The following is a 15,487-nucleotide window of genomic DNA, read 5'->3' as shown; positions in this document are numbered from 1 at the left end:
TCCGTTGCCGCCTTCCCGTTGCATTTGGGCAGGCGGCGCTTGCGTCAAACTCAGATGTCGTGCTTGCGGATGTTCTTCAGCATCTTCTGCAGGATCGCGATCAGCGCGGCATATTCGGCATCGTCGACACCGTCGAACATCGCCTCGAACGCATCATGCATGGCCGGCCAGGCGCGGGTGAACAGCGCGCGGCCCTCATCGGTCAGGAATACATGGCGGATGCGGCTGTCGGTGACGCCTTGCTCGCGCCGCACCAGGCCCTGCCCTTCCAGCGTGTCGAGCGTGCGGCTCAAGGTCGACTGTTCGATCACCGTGTAGACCGAGAGGTCGTTGACGGTGACGCCGTCGGTGACTGACAGCACGGCGAGCGTCCGCACCTGCTGAATGGTCAGGCCCTGCTTGCGGAAGTCGTCACGTAAAGTAGCGTTGTAGCGGCCCATGATGCGGTTCATCAGATAGGGCGCGAATTGCTGCAGGCCGATCTGGCCGAGGGTCGAGATGCGCTGGCGCTTTTCCGGAAGCTTCTGTTCCATCACAGCCTCCCCGCCAGAAGGAACCCGGAGCCGCCGCCGAGGCCGGCGCCTGGGTGCGTGGAAGCGCCGATATGATAGAGGCCTTTGATGCCGGTCTCGTGGTTGCGGCTCGCCTTGAACGGCCGCCACAGGAAGGACTGGTCGATGGTCGACGAGCCGCCATAGGGATCGCCGCCGACAAGGTTGATGTTCATGGCTTCGAGGTCCGCCGGCGAATAGGCGCGGCGCGCGATCACGCTCTCGCGGAAACCGTCGATGTGGTTGGCGAGGATCGCCTCGACGCGGTCGGCATAGGCTTCGCGCAGCGCTTCGGTCCAGCCGCCGTCGGCGGGCGCTTCGAGCTTGCCGGCGGCATCACCCCTGACGTGGCGCGGCGCCTCCGGAAGCTGAAGCCAGAGGATCGCCCTGCCCTCGGGGCAGCGCGACGGGTCGAGCGCATGCGGCTGGCCGACGCAGATGGTCGGCACTTCGGGCAGCAGGCCGCGCACCGCCTCGTTGCAGGCCTTCGACACGCCATCCAAACCCGGCGTCAGATGCAGCAGCGCCACCTTGTCCAGGCCCTCGCCGCGCCAGGCCGGCGGCTTGTCCAGCGCGTAATGGATCTGGAAATTGCCCTTGCCATAGCGATAAATGCGCGTCGCTTCGACGTCACGCTTTGGAGCCGCGTCGCCGAGCAGGCGGCCATAGAGCTGCGTTGGCGTGACCGAGCAGATGACGCTCTTTTCGGCGTTCAACGTCTCGCCGGAAGCGAGCCGCACGCCGGAGACGCGGCCACCGCTCTGGATGATCGAGACGACGTCGGCGTCGACGCGTATCTCGCCGCCGCGCTCCTTGATCAGCGCCTCGAAAGCGGCGAGCAGGTTTTTCGCGCCGCCCTTGACGATCGGCGCGCCGGCCGCCTCCAGCGCGAAGGCGATGACCTTGGCGATCTGGCCGGAGAAGGCGTCTTCCGGTCCAAGCCCGGCATGCAGCACCCAGGGCGCCCAGAGCGCACGGATAAGGTCGGAAGTGTAGGTCGTTTCCAGCCAGCCGCGCGCGGGCACCAGCGCCTCGCCCATGAACGCGGCAAGGTTGCGCGGGCCTCGCCGCCAGGCCTCGCCGGCGATGAGCTTGGTCGTCGGATAGGACCACAGTGCGCCGCCGAGCAGGCCGAACAGCAGCCCGGCATTGCGCTCGATACCGCTGACATCGCCGCCATGGCGGTCGCCGTCGCCGGAGGCGATCCGGTTCAGCGTCCCGATGTTGGCGGCACGGTCGGTGGTGAGCACGGCATGGCTGCCGTCGGGCGTGAGCACGCCTGTCGGGGTGGCGGTGTGGCAGAACTCCAGTCCATGCCGCGCAAGGTCCTTGCCGAGCGCGGCGAACGCCGGCGAGGTGATGAACAGCACGAAGGTCGTGGCCATCACGTCATGGACGAAGCCCGGCGCCGTGATCTCCTCGCTGCGCACGCAGCCGCCGATACGGTCGTTGCGCTCGAGCACGAGCACCTTGGCGCCCTTGGCGCCAAGCATCGCCGCGCAGACCAGGGCGTTGATGCCGCTGCCGACGATGATGTGGTCGGGGGCGGTCATTGGGCGCCCCCGGATGACGGGAGGCCAATCAGGCTAAGCCGAGTTCCTTCGCGCCCCCCTCTGTCCTGCCGGACATCTCCCCCTCTAGGGGGGAGATTGGCAGTTTTGACGCCCCACATCGTCCTGCGACGTGCGAAATTGGCGAAAGCGGAGGTGACATCCAATCTCCCCCCTAGAGGGGGAGATGTCCGGCAGGACAGAGGGGGGCGCCGTAGAGTGCTGACGCTACAGAACGGCCGCCTTGACTGCATCACTCCATTGCCCTCGAGCATGATCTTCTCCCGAAGACCGCCACCTCGCCTTACTTGCCCGGCACCAGCGCCAATGCGCGGATCGGGCTGCCGGTACCGTGCTCGATCTTGAGCGGGGCGGCGATCAGGATCGCGCCCTTCGGCGGCAGCTGGTCGAGGTTGCAGAGGCTCGCCAGGCCATAACGGTTGGCCTTGTGCATCAGCGTGTGCGCCGGGAATGGCGGCTCCATGCCGCCGGCCTTGCCGGCATCGGTGCCGATCGTCTCCGAGCCCCAGCCCTTGATGTCCTTGGCTATCAGGAACTGGATGGCCTCCGCCGTCGGGCCGGGCGTATGCGGGCCGGTCTCATTGGCGTTGAGGAACTCGGCTTCCGAGCCGTTGCGCTTGTACCAGTCGGTGCGCATCACCACCCACTCGCCGGGATTGATGGCGCCGTGCTTGGCTTCCCAGGCCTTGATGTGATCGACGGTGAGCAGGAAGTCGTGGTCCGCGGCCGCCTCTTTCGAACAGTCGATGACGTTGACCGGGCCGATGAAATTCTGTGCCGGAATGGTGTCGGTGGCGCCGTCCGGATAATCCTTGCCGGTGATCCAGTGCTGCGGCGCGTCGAAATGCGTGCCCGAATGCTCGCCGAGTTTCAGCCAGTTCCAGGCCCACCACGGACCGTTCTTGTCATATTTGGAGATCGCGTGGATCTCGACCTTCGGCGTGTCGACGGCGAGTTCCGGCGGCAGCTTGATCAGGGGCGTATTCGGCCCGAGCGGCGCCGTCAGGTCGACCACCTTGATTGCTCCCGAAAGCAGCTGGCTGGCGACCTCGCCGAGGAGTTTCTGCGTGTCCATGGTCTTTCGTTCCCTCTTGTATCGTGATCATCAAGGCTCGTTGCGGCCCTTAATATACCTACTAGACGAAAACATATGCATCTGCAATTATCTTTAAGCATAAAGCATTTTGGGGCGGGGCGTGAGCGAGTTCGACGCCATCTTTGTCGGGGCGGGCCATAACAGTCTGGCATGCGCCGCGCATCTGGCGCTCAAAGGTTGGAAAATAGCGGTTTTCGAACGCGGCGAGACGATCGGCGGCGCAGTACGGACCGCCGAGTACACGCTTCCCGGCTTCCGGCACGATTTCGGCGCGATGAATTTGAGCCTCTTCGCCGGCTCCGCCTTCCACCGGAAATATGCAAATGAATTGAAAAGCCACGGGCTGGAGTTCGCGCCCGTGGCCGACTGCTTCGCCAGCGCCTTCCCGGACGGGACATGGTTCGGCGTCAGCAACGACCTGGAAAAGACGGCGTCGCGGCTGGCTGCCTTCTCGGCGGCGGATGCAGCCACATGGCGCCGCCTGGTCGGCGCCTTTCCGGGCGAGGCCGAACATCTCTTCCGGCTGCTGGGATCGCCGATGAGCGCAAGGGCGCTGGCCGGCAGCGCATGGAACATCTGGCGCAAGAAGGGCCTGGCCGGCGCGCTCGACACGGGACGATTGCTGCTGTCATCGCCGCGCGCGTGGCTCGAGGAAAATTTCGAGACGCCGCATGTGCGCACGACACTCGCGGCCTGGGGCATGCATCTCGATTTCGCGCCCGACATCGCCGGCGGCGCCGTGTTCCCTTACCTGGAATCGATGGCCAACCAGAGTTTCGGCATGGTGCTCGGCAAAGGCGGCGCCGATACCATCATTCGCGCGCTTGCCGGCATGCTCAAGGTGGCCGGCGGCAAGATCACAACAGGCGCGGAGGTGTCGGAGATCACGGTGGCCGGCGGCCGGGCGACGGGGGTGCGGCTGGCATCCGGCGAAACCCATGCCGCAAGCAAGGCGGTCATTGCCGGGGTCGCGCCGAAAGCGTTGCCGGGCAAGCTTCTGCCCAATGGTTCGGGTGACGCCGGCTTCGATGCGGCGATGAAGACATACCGCCACGCGCCGGGTACGATGATGATCCACCTGGCGCTGGACGACCTGCCCGACTGGAGCGCAGGCGCCGAGCTTCGCCAGTTCGCCTATGTGCATCTAGCGCCGTCGCTCGACGCCATGTCGCGCGTTTATCAGCAGGCGATCGCCGGCATCCTTCCCGATCAACCTGTCCTCGTCGTCGGCCAGCCGACGGCGGTCGATCCGTTGCGAGCGCCGCCAGGCAAGCATGTGCTATGGGTGCAGGTGCGCATGCTGCCGGCGGAGATCCTTGGCGATGCCGCGGGCAAGATCGCGCCCGCGCACTGGGATGCGGTCAAGGACGCCTACGCCGAGCGCGTGCTCGACATCATCGAGAGCTATGCGCCGGGATTGCGCAAAAAGATCCTCGGCCGCGCGATCTTCTCGCCGCTCGATCTCGAACGCGAGAATCCGAACCTCGTCGGCGGCGACCAGATCTGCGGCAGCCATCATCTGGCGCAGAACTTCCTCTTCCGCCCGACGCGGGGCTTCGCGCGCTGGAGCACGCCGGTCTCAAACCTCTACCTCACCGGCGCCGCGACATGGCCAGGCGCCGGCACAGGCGCGGGCTCCGGCTACATGCTCGCCCAACAGCTGGGAGGGAACTAGAGCATGATCCCGAAAGTGGGAACCGGTTTTCGGAGAAAGATCATGCTCCAATAAAGAGCTAGAATTCCGGGATGGACAAGGCGCGGTTGCCCACCACCGAATGAAAACGCCGCGCAGACAATGACAACCAACAAGGGGAACGACCATGACCATCAACAGACGTGACTTGCTTGGATATGGCGCAGCGGCGCTCAGTGCCGCCACGTTTGGCCTGCCGAGGGCGGCAAAGGCGGCGGACGAGCTCACCATCGCCTACAACGTCAACTTGCCTTCATGGGATCCGACGACCGGACCCTCGGCCGTCAATCCGACCATCCAAGGCCTTTATCAATCGGTATTTGACCAGATCATCGGACAGAAGCCCGATCTTTCCTTCACGCCGGGCCTGCTCACCGAATGGGGCTGGAACGACGACCGCACCAAGGTGACGATGACGGTGCGCGACGGCGTGAAATGGCATGACGGCTCGCCCTTCACACCGGAAGACGTGGTGTGGTCGCTGCAGCGGGCCGGTGACGAGAAGACCGGCAATCCGATCCAGTTCGTCTGGAAGAACGTGAACAACTTCAAGATCGACGGCAACAAGATCACCGGCGACGTCGTGCAGTTCGACCCGGTCTATTTCAAATGGATGTCGTTCCTGACCGGCTACATCATGCCGAAGGCCTATTACGAGAAGGTCGGTGCGGAAGGCTTCGAGAAGGCGCCGATCGGCACCGGTCCCTATATGGTCGACAAGTTCGAGCGCAATGCGTTCCTGCGGCTGAAGGCCAATCCGCAGTATTGGGGCACCAAGCCCGCCTTCGAGAATGTGACGATCAAATTCGTCACCGACGCGGCGAGCCGTGTCGCCGAAATCGAGTCCGGCTCCTCGCAGGTGACGCTCGAAATCCCCTATGAGGAATATGACCGGCTGATTGCCAAGGACGGGCTTGCCGGCTCGATCAAGAATGTTTCCGACATCGGCATGATCTTCTTCAACGACATCGAGGCGATGCTGGACAAGAATGTCCGCCAGGCCGCCGTGATGGCAGTCGACAAGGAGCTTCTGGTCAAGCGGCTGCTGCGCGGCTACGGTCAGCCGATCGCCACGCTGGAGACGCCGGAATACACGGCCTTCGATCCATCGATCAAAGTCGAGCACAATCCGGAGAAGGCCAAGGAGTGGCTCGCCGCCTCCGGCTATTCGCCCAAGAAGCCGGTCAAGTTCACCATCCAGACGACCAAGGGCTTCAAGCCCAAGGATTATGAGATGATCCAGGCGATCGTCGGCATGTGGCGCAAGGTCGGCATCGAGGCCAATATCGAGGTCTACGAGATCGCCAAGCATTACGAGCTGCGCGCCGCCGACAAGCTGGCGCCGGCCGCCTTCTACAACTGGGGCAACTCGATCGGCGATCCGACCACCTCGACCGGCTTTGCCATGTATGGCCCAAGCCCGCATTCGGTGTGGGACAGCCAGGATCTGATCGATATGATCACCCCGTTGTGGGGCGAAAAGGACGAGGCCAAGCGCATCGCGGGCTGGAAGGCCGTCGACAAATACATCGCCGAGCAGGCCTATGTGCTGCCGCTGATCCAATATGTGCAACCGATCGTGCATTCGAAAAAGGTCAATGTCGTGCAGCATGTGTCCGGCGCGCTGCTGCCGGCGCTGATGACCCCGGCCGCCTGATCGTCGGTTCTGGATTGCCGCGCGCCGTCCGCAAGACGGCGCGCATTTTCATCCGGACATATGGGCGCATGCTGCTGCAAAGATTCCTCGTTCGTCTTTTGACGATGCTGGTGACGCTGTTCGGCGTCGCCGTCGTCGTTTTCGTCGTCATCCGCGTCGCCCCCGGCGATCCGATCGCGATGATGCTGCCGCCCGGCGCCAGCGACGACGACATTGCGCGGCTGCGCGCGCTCTACGGGCTCGACAAGAGCATCGTGCAGCAATTCTTCATCTGGCTCGGCGGCGTGCTGCATGGGAATTTCGGCACGTCGATCTCGCTGCGCCAGGACGTGCTCGGCCTGGTGTTCAACCGGCTGCCGGCGACGCTGGAGCTGGCGACGGTCGCACTGCTGATGGCGACCGCGATCGGCACCACCGCCGCGATCCTCGGCGCGCGCTCGCGCGGCACGGCGATAGAGGCCGGCATTGACGTCGCCAGCGGCGCGACGCTCTCTATCCCCGATTTCCTCTGGGGCCTGGTGCTCATCCTGCTGTTCGGGGTGCTGGTGCCCGTCTTCGACATTTCCGGCCGCGTGTCGCCGCAGCTCGATTTGCCCTTCGCCACCCAGTTCTATCTGGCCGAGAGCATTCTCAGGCTGCGTTTCGACCTCACCTGGGACCTGCTCAAGCACATGCTGATGCCGGCGGTCGCGCTGGCGCTGCCGCTGGCGGCGATCATCGCGCAGCTCTTGAAACAGTCGCTGAAGGAAGTGCTCGATCTCGATTATGTGGTGCTGGCGCGGGTCAAAGGTTTTTCCGAGACACAGGTCATTCTGCGCGAGGCGCTGAAGAATGCGGCGCTGCCGACGCTGACGCTGGTCGGCGTGCAGTTCACCTTCCTCATCGGCGGCACCGTCATCGTCGAGCGGCTGTTCTCCTATGAAGGCCTCGGCAACATGGCGATCGACGCCGTCATCAACCGCGACCTGCCTCTGATCCAGGGCATCGTGCTGGTGTTCGCGCTGCTCTTCGTGCTGATCAACCTCGCCGTCGACATGATGTATGCGCTGCTCAATCCGAGGCTGCGCCATGGATGAGGCAAATGTCGCCAGGCGAGGTTTGAGCCCGAGGCTGTGGCTAGCCGGCGGCTGGCTTCTGCTGGCACTGCTCGCGGCCATCTTCGCGCCATTGATCGCGCCGCAGGACCCGCTGGCGCAGGATTTGATGCTGGAACGCCTGCCGCCCTTCTGGCTGGACGGGGCCGAACCCGGCTACTGGCTCGGCACCGACAGCCTTGGACGCGATCTGTTGTCGCGGCTGATCTTCGGCGGCCGCATCGCCTTCATCGTCGCCTTCGCGGCGGCGACGTCCGCGTGCCTGCTCGGCTCCGCGCTCGGCCTGATCGCCGGCTATTTCGGCGGCTGGCCCGACCGCATCATCTCGCGCATCGTCGATGTCTGGATGGCGTTTCCGCCGGTGCTGTTCGCGATCCTGCTGGTCGCGGTGCTGGGCACCGGCCTGAGCTCCGTCATCCTCGCCATTGCAATCATCGACTGGACGCGCTTCTGCCGGGTGATCCGGGCCGAGGCGATGAGCCAGGCGCGCATGGATTATGTCGAAAGCGCGCGCATCGCCGGCTATGGCCGCGTCGGCATCATGCTGCGCGAAGTGCTGCCCAATGTGCTGCCATCGGTGGTGGCGCTGCTGTCCCTGGAGATGGGCATCGCTGTCATCGTCGAGGCGATCCTCTCCTTCGTCAATCTGTCGATCTCGACCGACGACCCGACCTGGGGCAGCATCATCGCCGAGGGACGGCTGTCGATCCATCAGGCCTGGTGGGTCCTGGTGTTCCCGCTCATCACGCTGATCCTCACCGTGCTTTCCTTCACCCAATTCGGCGAAGCGCTGAAGGCGCGCTTCGATCCGGTGCTGCGATGAGCGCCTGCCTCGACATTCGCGGCTTGAGCGCCGTGCTTCCCAACGGCCAGCGCGTGCTGCGCTCCGTGTCGCTCAGCGTGCAGCCGGGCGAGGTGCGCGCGCTGGTCGGCGAGAGCGGCGCCGGCAAGACGATGATCGGCAAGGCGGTGCTTGGCGTGCTGCCGAAAAGCGTGCGCATCGTCGAAGGCGAGATGCTGATCGAGGGCGAGGACCTCGGCCGCCTCGATCCGAAGGCGCGGCGGACCTTAATCGGCGCGCGCACGGCGCTGATCCCGCAGGATCCGCTCACCGCACTCAACCCGTCGCGCCGCATCGGCCCGCAAATGACCGACCGGCTGGTGCGCATCCTCGGCTGGAGCACAGAGACGGCGGACCAGCGCATCCGGCAGTTGCTCGACGAGGTGCAGATCCGCGATTCCGAGCGCGTGCTGAAGAGCTATCCGCATGAATTGTCCGGCGGCATGCGCCAGCGTGTGCTGATCGCGGCGGCTTTCGCGGCGGAGCCCCGATTGATTGTCGCCGACGAGCCGACCACGGCGCTGGACGTAACGGTGCAGAAACAGATCCTGCGGCTCATCGCGCAACTGCAGCGCGATCATGGCACGGCGATCCTGTTCGTCACCCACGACCTCGGCGTGGTTGCCAAGATCAGCCAGAAAGTGTCGGTGCTCTATGCCGGCAAGGTGGTCGAGGAAGCTGATTCGAGCGCCCTTTTCGCTAACCCGCAGCACCCCTATACGCGCGCGCTGATGGCGGCGACACCGCGCTACACCGACCCGTTTGCTTCGCTAAAGCCGGTGGACGAAAGCGTGCTTGCCGGATTGGCCGCAGAGATCGCCGCCGCCGACCAGGCCTGGAGGCCCGGCCATGGCTGAGCCGCTGTTTTCCGTGCGCGGGCTGAAGGTGGCGCTGCCCGACATGACGCGCAAGCCGCTGATCGGCCGCGCGCCGCTGGCCGAGATCCTGAAAGGGCTCGACTTCGATCTGCCCATGGGATCGGTGACCGGCATCGTCGGCGAATCCGGTTCGGGCAAATCGACGCTCGGGCGCGCGCTGGTCCGGCTGCTCGAACCTAGCGCAGGCTCCATCGGTTTCGAGGGGCGCGACATCAGCCGTCTTTCGGAAGCCGAGCTCAGGCCGCTGCGCCGCGACCTGCAGATGATCTTCCAGGATCCGATGTCGTCGCTCAATCCGCGCCACACGATCTTCAACATCATCGCAGCCCCCTTGCGGCAGAACGGGCTTGGCGACAGGCTGAAGGAACGTGTCGCGGAAGCGCTGCAGCGCGTCGGCCTGCCGCAGAATTTTGCCAGCCGCTATCGTCACGAATTATCAGGCGGACAGCGGCAGCGCGTCGGCATCGCGCGGGCCCTGGCGCTGTCGCCGAGATTCGTGCTGGCCGACGAGATCGTCTCCGGCCTCGACGTCTCGACGCAGGCGCAGATCCTGACGCTGCTGGAAAAGCTGGCGGCCGAGATGGGGCTGACGGTCGCCTTCATCAGCCATGACCTATCGGTGATCCGGCGGCTCTGCCAGCAGGTCATCGTCATGCGCGAAGGCAGGATCGTCGAGGCCAGCGCCACCGACGCGCTGTTCGAGAACCCGAAGGAGAGTTACACGCGCGACCTGCTCGCCGCCATTCCGCTGCCGGAAATCGATCCGGACTGGCTGCGGCCGGCAGCAAAGGCGCCCGAGTGAAATGGGCCATTCGCACACCGACCAGCGGGCCTCGGATGTGCGCAAGGACAAGTCAGCCCGCCAACGGAGGGTGACATGAAATACGCAATCCAGGCGGCGATCCTCGCGGCCTCTTTGTTCGGCGCAATGGGAGTGGCTTCCGCGGATTCGATCCCCGGCATGCGCGGACACGACCATACCGGCATCACCGTGCCGGACATGAAGCAGGCCGTCGATTTCTTCACCAATATCGTCGGCTGCAAGAAGGCGATGTCCTTCGGGCCGTACGCGGATGACAAGGGCACCTTCATGCAGGATCTGCTTGGCGTCGATCCGAAGGCGGTGATCGAGGAGATCACCTTGGTGCGCTGCGGCTATGGATCGAACATCGAACTGTTCAAATACACGGCGCCCGACCAGAAGGATTTGACGCCGAAGAACAGCGATATCGGCGGCTTCCACATCGCCTTTTATGTCGACGATGTTGCCGCGGCGAAAACCTATCTCGAGGCAAAGGGTGTTAGAACCCGGATGGGACCGCTGCCGGTGAAGGAAGGGCCGGCCGCGGGCCAGACCATCCTCTATTTCCAGGCGCCGTGGGGGCTGCAGCTCGAGGCGATCAGCTACCCCGAAGGGATGGCCTACGAGAAGGGCGCCGAAACCGTTCTGTGGAGCCCGAAGGATCCTACCAAGTGAGCTGTTGCTCGCGAACGGGCGATCGTTCAATTGTGAAACTTTAAGCTTGAAATAATTGCCCGGCAGCGCGATAGTGCTTTTGGGATCGCCGGCGTTGCCGGCGGTTCTCTAAGCCTTAGAGCGTTTCATGCAATTCCGGACGGAAAACCGCTACGCACTTTTCCTGGAATTGCTCTAGAGGAGATCGCAAGACATGAAGGTTGCGGTTCTCGGCGGCGGACCAGCCGGACTCTATTTTGCCATTTCGCTCAAGCTGCACGATGCCGCGCATGAGGTGACGGTCTATGAGCGCAATCGCCCGGACGACACGTTCGGCTGGGGCGTGGTGCTGTCGGCGGAGACGCTGCAGAACCTGACCAGGAACGACCCCGTCAGCGCCGTCTGGATCAAGAAGCATTTCGCTTATTGGGACGACATCGCCGTCATCCATGACGGCGTGCGCACGGTGTCTTCAGGTCATGGCTTTTGCGGCATCGGCCGCAAGCGGCTCCTGGTCCTGCTGCAGCGCCGAGCGCGCGAGCTTGGCATCAAGATGATGTTCGAGACCGAGATATCCGATCCCAAACCGTTCATGGAAACGCATGACCTGGTGGTCGCGGCGGATGGGCTGAACTCGAAATCCAGAGCCGCCTTCGCCGATGTCTTCAAGCCCGATATCGACACCCGCAAATGCAAGTTCGTGTGGCTCGGCACCACGCAGAAATTCGACGATGCCTTCACCTTCATCTTCGAAAAGACGGAGCATGGCTGGGTGTGGGCGCATGCCTACCAGTTCGACAGCGAGACCGCGACCTTCATCGTCGAATGCAGCGAGCAGACCTGGGCTGCGTTCGGCTTCGGTCAGATGACGCAACAGGAATCGATCGCGGTCTGCGAGCGCATTTTTGCAAAGCATCTCGGCGGTCATCCGCTGATGACCAACGCCAACCACATCCGCGGTTCGGCCTGGATCAATTTTCCGCGGGTGCTGTGCGAGCGCTGGTCGTACAAGAACCTGGCGCTGATGGGCGACGCTGCGGCTTCAGCCCATTTCTCGATCGGCTCCGGCACGAAGCTGGCGCTGGAGAGCGCGGCGGCGCTTGCCGACTATGTCGAGTCAGAGCCCGACCTCGAGGCGGCCTTCCGCAAATATGAGGATGCGCGGCGCACCGAGGTGCTGAAGCTGCAGTCGGCGGCGCGCAATTCGCTGGAATGGTTCGAAGAAGTCGAACGATATCTCGGGTTGGATCCAGTTCAGTTCAACTATTCGCTGCTGACCCGCTCGCAACGCATCAGCCACAAAAACCTTCGCCTGCGCGATGCCGAATGGCTGGCGGCGGCCGAGGAGTGGTTCCAGCGCAAGGCCGGCGCCGGCGGCAACATGCTGCGCCGCGCGCCGATGTTCGCGCCGTTCAAGCTGCGCGACATGGCGCTCACCAACCGCATCGTCGTCTCGCCGATGGCGCAGTACAAGGCGGTCGACGGCTGCCCGACCGACTGGCATTTCGCCCACTATGCCGAGCGCGCCAAGGGCGGCGCGGGGCTCGTCTATATCGAGATGACCTGCGTCAGCCCGGAAGGGCGCATCACGCCCGGATGCACCGGTTTCTACAAGCCTGAACACGAGGTTGCCTGGAAGCGCCTGGTCGATTTTGTCCATGCCGAGACCGAGGCGAAGATCTGCGCCCAGATCGGCCATTCCGGCGCCAAGGGTTCGACCCGCCTCGGCTGGGAAGGAACGGACGAGCCGCTGCCTTCCGGCAACTGGCCTGTGATGGCGCCGTCGGCCGTGCCGTGGTCGCCGCAAAACCAGGTGCCGAAGGCGATGGATCGCGCCGACATGGACATGGTGCGCGACCAGTTCGTCGCCTCGGCGGAGATGGCCGAGCGCTGCGGCTTCGACATGCTGGAGATCCATGCCGCGCATGGCTACCTGCTGTCGGCCTTCATCACGCCGTTGACCAACCGGCGCACCGACGAGTATGGCGGCTCGCTTGCGAACCGCATGCGCTATCCGCTGGAGATCTTCCACGCGGTGCGAGCCGTGTGGCCGGCGGAGAAGCCGATTTCGATGCGCATTTCGGCCAATGACTGGGTCGGCATCGAAGGTGTGACGCCGGCCGACGCGGTCGAGATCGCCAGGCTGCTGCATCAGGCCGGCGTCGATCTCTGCGACGTGTCGGCCGGGCAGACTACCATCGCCGCCAAGCCGGTCTACGGCCGCATGTTCCAGACGCCGTTCTCCGACCGTATCCGCAACGAGGTCGGCATGGCGACCATGGCGGTCGGCAACATCTATGAGCCGGACCATGCCAACTCGATCCTGATGGCCGGCCGCGCTGACCTGGTGGCACTGGCCAGGCCGCATCTCACCGATCCCTACTGGACCCTGCATGCGGCGGTGACGCTTGGCGACCGCGGCGTCAAATGGCCGGATCCTTATCTGCGGGGACGCGACCAGATCTACCGGTTGGCGGAGCGCGAAGCAGCGGCGGGGCTGAAAGTATGAGCGCTGCGCGCGAAATTACCGGCAAGCATGCGCTGGTCACCGGCGGCGGTACAGGCGTCGGCCGTGCGATCGCGCTGGCGCTGGCGGAAGCCGGCGTCAACGTCACCATCTGCGGGCGACGGGAAGCAGCACTCGCGGAGGTCGCGAAGGAAAGCGACCGGATCTTCCCCGTCGCTGCGGATGTTTCGAATGAAGCCCAGATGGCGGCTCTCCACGATAAGGCGGAAGCGGAGCGCGGACCGTTCGATATCGTGGTCGCCAATGCCGGCATGGCCGGCAGCGCGCCGGCGCACAAGACATCGCTGACCGACTGGCAGCGTACGCTCGACGTCAACCTCACCGGCGCCTTTCTGACTCTGAAGCCGGCGCTGGCCGGTATGCTCGCGCGGAAGACAGGTCGCATCGTCTTCGTCGCCTCGACCGCCGGGCTGAAAGGCTACGCCTATGTCGCGCCTTACGTCGCCGCCAAGCACGGCCTCGTCGGACTGATGCGGGCCTTGGCCGTTGAAAACGCCAAGTCAGGCGTGACCGTCAACGCCGTCTGCCCCGGCTTCATCGAAACGGACATGCTGGAGGAGTCGGTCCAGCGCATCGTCGAGAAGACCGGCCGCTCGGCGGACGACGCTCGTGCAAGTCTTGCAACGACGAATCCGCAAGGGCGGTTCATCCAACCCGAAGAGGTCGCCTCGGCGGTGCTTTGGCTGTGCAGCGACGCCGCGCGGTCGATCACCGGGCAGGCGATCTCGGTCTCAGGGGGCGAGACATGGTAGCGGGGCCGACCTCCACCGGGCCGGGCAAGGAGAGGCTGCGGCTGTGGATACGCCTGCTGCGCGTCTCGCGCACCATCGAGGCCGAGCTGCGCGAGCGGCTGAAGAAGGAATTCGACACCACGCTGCCGCGCTTCGACGTGATGGCGGCGCTCTACCGCTCGCCCGAAGGCATGCTGATGAGCGACCTGTCGCGTTTCTTGCTTGTCTCGAACGGCAATGTGACGGGCATCGTCGACCGGCTGGTTTCGGAAGGTCTGGTGACACGGGCGCGCCGCAATGGCGACCGCCGCACCTCGATGGTGCGTCTGACCGAGGAAGGCTCGAAATCCTTCGCCGCGATCGCCGCCGCGCATGAGAATTGGGTTGGCGAGCTGCTCGGCACTGTCAGCGAGGACGAGGCGCGCCAGTTGACCGGCATGCTGAAATCGTTCCGCAGCAATTGGGAGGGACGCGAATGAGCGCCATGGCCAAGCTCAAGCCGAAGCACTTCCTGTGGGAGGTCGAAGGCCGGGTCGCGAAAATCCGGCTCGACCGGCCGGAACGCAAGAACCCGCTGACCTTCGACAGCTATGCCGAGCTGCGCGACACATTTCGCGAGCTCGTCTACGCCGAGGATGTCGACGCCGTTGTGTTCCTGCCCAATGGCGGCAATTTCTGCTCGGGCGGCGATGTCCACGACATCATCGGGCCGCTGGTCAAAATGGACATGAAGCAACTGCTTGCCTTCACGCGCATGACCGGCGACTTCGTCAAGGCGATGCTCAATTGCGGCAAACCGATCATTTCCGCCGTCGACGGCGTTGCGGTCGGCGCCGGCGCGATCATCGCCATGGCCTCCGATATCCGCATCGCCACGCCGGAGGCTAAGACCGCGTTCCTGTTCACCCGCGTCGGGCTTGCCGGCTGCGACATGGGCGCTTGCGCGATCCTGCCGCGCATCATCGGCCAGGGCCGCGCGGCCGAGCTGCTCTACACCGGCCGCACCATGAGCGCTGCCGAAGGCGAGCGCTGGGGGTTCTACAATCGCCTGGTCGAGCCGGCCGCGCTCGAGGGCGACGCGCTCGACATGGCGGCGCGCATCGTTTCCGGCCCGACCTTTGCGCATGGCATCACCAAGACACAACTCAACCAGGAATGGTCGATGGGCCTCGACCAGGCGATCGAGGCGGAAGCGCAGGCGCAGGCGATCTGCATGCAGACCGGCGATTTCGAACGGGCATACAAGGCGTTCGTGGCAAAGGAAAAGCCGGTGTTCGAGGGAGATTAGGGATGGGTGTGTTGTTGGAGACGCTGGCGGGACAGCGCCCCCCTCTGGCCTGCCGGCCATCTCCCCCTCTAGGGGGGAGATTGGATGTCGCCCCCGCTTTCGCC

Annotated in this window: 14 protein-coding genes; 11 read left to right on the top strand and 3 right to left on the bottom strand. The window is 64.5% G+C overall.

Annotation, left to right across the window (positions count from 1 at the left end):
• Positions 1-50: 50 nt before the first annotated feature.
• The 3 genes from LB528_RS11870 to LB528_RS11860 form a co-directional block, all read right to left on the bottom strand.
• Positions 51-533: a MarR family winged helix-turn-helix transcriptional regulator gene (locus tag LB528_RS11870; RefSeq protein WP_224514196.1), complete on the bottom strand. Its 483-nt coding sequence runs from the start codon at positions 531-533 to the stop codon at positions 51-53.
• A complete protein-coding gene (locus LB528_RS11865) occupies positions 533-2,104 on the bottom strand; it encodes a phytoene desaturase family protein (RefSeq protein ID WP_224715003.1) in 1,572 nt (523 codons plus the stop codon). The genes LB528_RS11870 and LB528_RS11865 overlap by 1 nt, the downstream gene beginning before the upstream one ends.
• 301 nt (positions 2,105-2,405) lie before the next feature.
• Entirely contained in the window at positions 2,406-3,197 is a 792-nt protein-coding gene (locus LB528_RS11860) for a cyclase family protein (protein ID WP_224514200.1), read from the bottom strand.
• Positions 3,198-3,318: 121 nt separating this feature from the next.
• Between LB528_RS11860 and LB528_RS11855 the strand changes: the two genes are divergently transcribed.
• The 11 genes from LB528_RS11855 (at position 3,319) to LB528_RS11805 (ending at position 15,383) form a co-directional block, all read left to right on the top strand.
• Positions 3,319-4,893: a phytoene desaturase family protein gene (locus LB528_RS11855; RefSeq protein ID WP_224715002.1), complete on the top strand. Its 1,575-nt coding sequence runs from the start codon at positions 3,319-3,321 to the stop codon at positions 4,891-4,893.
• A 145-nt stretch (positions 4,894-5,038) separates the two neighbouring features.
• Positions 5,039-6,568 carry an ABC transporter substrate-binding protein gene (locus LB528_RS11850; protein ID WP_224715001.1) on the top strand — a complete coding sequence of 510 codons (1,530 nt, stop codon included), beginning with the start codon at positions 5,039-5,041 and terminating at the stop codon, positions 6,566-6,568.
• A 68-nt stretch (positions 6,569-6,636) separates the two neighbouring features.
• Positions 6,637-7,644 (top strand): ABC transporter permease, encoded by a 1,008-nt coding sequence (locus LB528_RS11845; protein WP_224514206.1) that lies wholly within the window; start codon positions 6,637-6,639, stop codon positions 7,642-7,644.
• Positions 7,637-8,485, top strand: a complete 849-nt coding sequence (locus tag LB528_RS11840) for an ABC transporter permease (protein WP_224514208.1) — start codon at positions 7,637-7,639, stop codon at positions 8,483-8,485. Before LB528_RS11845 ends, LB528_RS11840 begins: the two co-directional genes overlap by 8 nt.
• Positions 8,482-9,360, top strand: a complete 879-nt coding sequence (locus LB528_RS11835; protein WP_224715000.1) for an ABC transporter ATP-binding protein — start codon at positions 8,482-8,484, stop codon at positions 9,358-9,360. The genes LB528_RS11840 and LB528_RS11835 overlap by 4 nt, the downstream gene beginning before the upstream one ends.
• Complete coding sequence (locus tag LB528_RS11830) at positions 9,353-10,183, top strand: ATP-binding cassette domain-containing protein (protein ID WP_224714999.1); 831 nt, start codon at positions 9,353-9,355, stop codon at positions 10,181-10,183. The genes LB528_RS11835 and LB528_RS11830 overlap by 8 nt, the downstream gene beginning before the upstream one ends.
• 75 nt (positions 10,184-10,258) lie before the next feature.
• Positions 10,259-10,858, top strand: a complete 600-nt coding sequence (locus LB528_RS11825; RefSeq protein ID WP_224714998.1) for a VOC family protein — start codon at positions 10,259-10,261, stop codon at positions 10,856-10,858.
• Positions 10,859-11,051: 193 nt separating this feature from the next.
• Entirely contained in the window at positions 11,052-13,346 is a 2,295-nt protein-coding gene (locus LB528_RS11820) for a bifunctional salicylyl-CoA 5-hydroxylase/oxidoreductase (RefSeq protein ID WP_224714997.1), read from the top strand.
• Positions 13,343-14,116, top strand: a complete 774-nt coding sequence (locus LB528_RS11815; protein ID WP_224714996.1) for an SDR family NAD(P)-dependent oxidoreductase — start codon at positions 13,343-13,345, stop codon at positions 14,114-14,116. Before LB528_RS11820 ends, LB528_RS11815 begins: the two co-directional genes overlap by 4 nt.
• On the top strand, positions 14,110-14,574 hold the full coding sequence (locus LB528_RS11810) for a MarR family winged helix-turn-helix transcriptional regulator (protein WP_224714995.1): 465 nt from the start codon (positions 14,110-14,112) through the stop codon (positions 14,572-14,574). The genes LB528_RS11815 and LB528_RS11810 overlap by 7 nt, the downstream gene beginning before the upstream one ends.
• The gene (locus LB528_RS11805; RefSeq protein WP_224714994.1) at positions 14,571-15,383 is read left to right on the top strand and encodes an enoyl-CoA hydratase family protein; all 813 of its coding nucleotides are present in this window, start codon (positions 14,571-14,573) and stop codon (positions 15,381-15,383) included. The genes LB528_RS11810 and LB528_RS11805 overlap by 4 nt, the downstream gene beginning before the upstream one ends.
• Positions 15,384-15,487 lie beyond the last annotated feature (104 nt).

The organism is Mesorhizobium sp. CA4, assembly GCF_020165075.1.
Classification (GTDB): Bacteria; Pseudomonadota; Alphaproteobacteria; order Rhizobiales; family Rhizobiaceae; genus Mesorhizobium.
The sequence above is the reverse complement of the archived record's forward strand: the minus strand, read 5'-3'. Positions and strand labels throughout refer to the sequence as shown.

Bases quoted from the DNA above. Each gene is read 5' to 3' on its own strand.
- LB528_RS11860 (WP_224514200.1), bottom strand. From the start codon at position 3,197: ATGGACACGCAGAAACTCCTCGGCGAGGTCGCCAGCCAGCTGCTTTCG.
- LB528_RS11840 (WP_224514208.1), top strand. From the start codon at position 7,637: ATGGATGAGGCAAATGTCGCCAGGCGAGGTTTGAGCCCGAGGCTGTGG.
- LB528_RS11870 (WP_224514196.1), bottom strand. From the start codon at position 533: ATGGAACAGAAGCTTCCGGAAAAGCGCCAGCGCATCTCGACCCTCGGC.
- LB528_RS11830 (WP_224714999.1), top strand. From the start codon at position 9,353: ATGGCTGAGCCGCTGTTTTCCGTGCGCGGGCTGAAGGTGGCGCTGCCC.
- LB528_RS11850 (WP_224715001.1), top strand. From the start codon at position 5,039: ATGACCATCAACAGACGTGACTTGCTTGGATATGGCGCAGCGGCGCTC.
- LB528_RS11820 (WP_224714997.1), top strand. From the start codon at position 11,052: ATGAAGGTTGCGGTTCTCGGCGGCGGACCAGCCGGACTCTATTTTGCC.
- LB528_RS11805 (WP_224714994.1), top strand. From the start codon at position 14,571: ATGAGCGCCATGGCCAAGCTCAAGCCGAAGCACTTCCTGTGGGAGGTC.
- LB528_RS11810 (WP_224714995.1), top strand. From the start codon at position 14,110: ATGGTAGCGGGGCCGACCTCCACCGGGCCGGGCAAGGAGAGGCTGCGG.
- LB528_RS11815 (WP_224714996.1), top strand. From the start codon at position 13,343: ATGAGCGCTGCGCGCGAAATTACCGGCAAGCATGCGCTGGTCACCGGC.
- LB528_RS11865 (WP_224715003.1), bottom strand. From the start codon at position 2,104: ATGACCGCCCCCGACCACATCATCGTCGGCAGCGGCATCAACGCCCTG.
- LB528_RS11845 (WP_224514206.1), top strand. From the start codon at position 6,637: ATGCTGCTGCAAAGATTCCTCGTTCGTCTTTTGACGATGCTGGTGACG.
- LB528_RS11825 (WP_224714998.1), top strand. From the start codon at position 10,259: ATGAAATACGCAATCCAGGCGGCGATCCTCGCGGCCTCTTTGTTCGGC.
- LB528_RS11835 (WP_224715000.1), top strand. From the start codon at position 8,482: ATGAGCGCCTGCCTCGACATTCGCGGCTTGAGCGCCGTGCTTCCCAAC.